Genomic DNA, 1112 nt, shown 5'->3' on the forward strand with positions numbered 1-1112 from the left:
ATACCATTCCGCCTAATTATGTGATCTAATATATTCAATTATTAACTAATTATATTCTCTTGGTGACGTATGAAAAAACATGACTTTTCTGAATTGGCCAAGACACATAAAAGTGTGCGTATGAGACTGCGTTATTCTGCATTAGCACACTTTCAAGAAGGCCGCTCTCGTACTGATATTGCTAAATTTCTTAAAGTGAGTCGTACTAGTGTTAATAAATGGGTATCTCAATATCATCAAAATGGATTGGTTGGATTAGTTGATAAAAAGACAACGGGTCGTCCCTTACGATTATCTGAAGCCCAATCACTTCAACTAATTGAATATATTAATGAACATACAAAAAATGATAAGGGCGGCCGATTAGTAGGCACTGATATCCAGTTGTTTATTGCTGAGAATTTTGGCCATCAATACCATCTTTCAAGTGTCTACAAATTACTTCACCGCTTAGGCTTTTCATGGATAACCTCTCGCTCTAAACACCCAAAACAGTCCCTTGAAGTTCAAGAAGATTTTAAAAAAATTCCAAATAAAAACGATCCTTAAGATCCCAGGCCATATCTCATTAGGTAAAGTCGATATCTGGTTGCAAGATGAAGCACGTTTTGGACAACAAAATACAACAACAAAGTTATGGGCTAAAACAGGTAGCAGACCATTAGCCGTGAAACAGCAACAGTTTGAATATGCTTATTTATTTGGCTCTGTTTGTGTGACCAATGGGCAATCGCAAGCGATGGTGATGCCTTATGTAAATAAAGATATTATGCATGCTCACCTTAAACAAATATCCATGAGTACTGCCGAAGATCGACATGCAGTCATTATTATGGATGGAGCGGGTTGGCATACAGAAGATCTTGCTACAGACATTAATAACGTGAGTGTTATTAAGCTTCCTCCGTATTCACCAGAATTAAACCCGATAGAACAAGTATGGAGCTGGTTACGTCAACATCATTTAGCTAATCGTTGTTTTAATGGTTATGAATCAATTGTGGATGCTGTCTGTGATGCATGGAATGACTTTATAAGTGATAGTCAAAGAGTAATAAAAATGTGCACTAGGGATTGGATGAATCTGATCAACTAATTAGGCGGAATGGTAT

At 36.9% G+C, this 1112-nt stretch carries 1 protein-coding gene; it reads left to right on the forward strand.

Going from position 1 to position 1112, the window contains the following annotated elements:
- The first annotated feature begins 69 nt into the window (after positions 1–69).
- A protein-coding gene (locus tag V6255_RS17915; RefSeq protein ID WP_425355946.1) for an IS630 family transposase occupies positions 70–1096 on the forward strand; the annotation gives its coding sequence in 2 pieces (ribosomal slippage) (positions 70–519 and positions 521–1096; 1026 coding nt in all).
- Positions 1097–1112: the final 16 nt, after the last annotated feature.

Source organism: Psychromonas arctica (genome assembly GCF_038155225.1).
In the GTDB taxonomy this organism is placed as follows: Bacteria; Pseudomonadota; Gammaproteobacteria; order Enterobacterales; family Psychromonadaceae; genus Psychromonas; species Psychromonas arctica_B.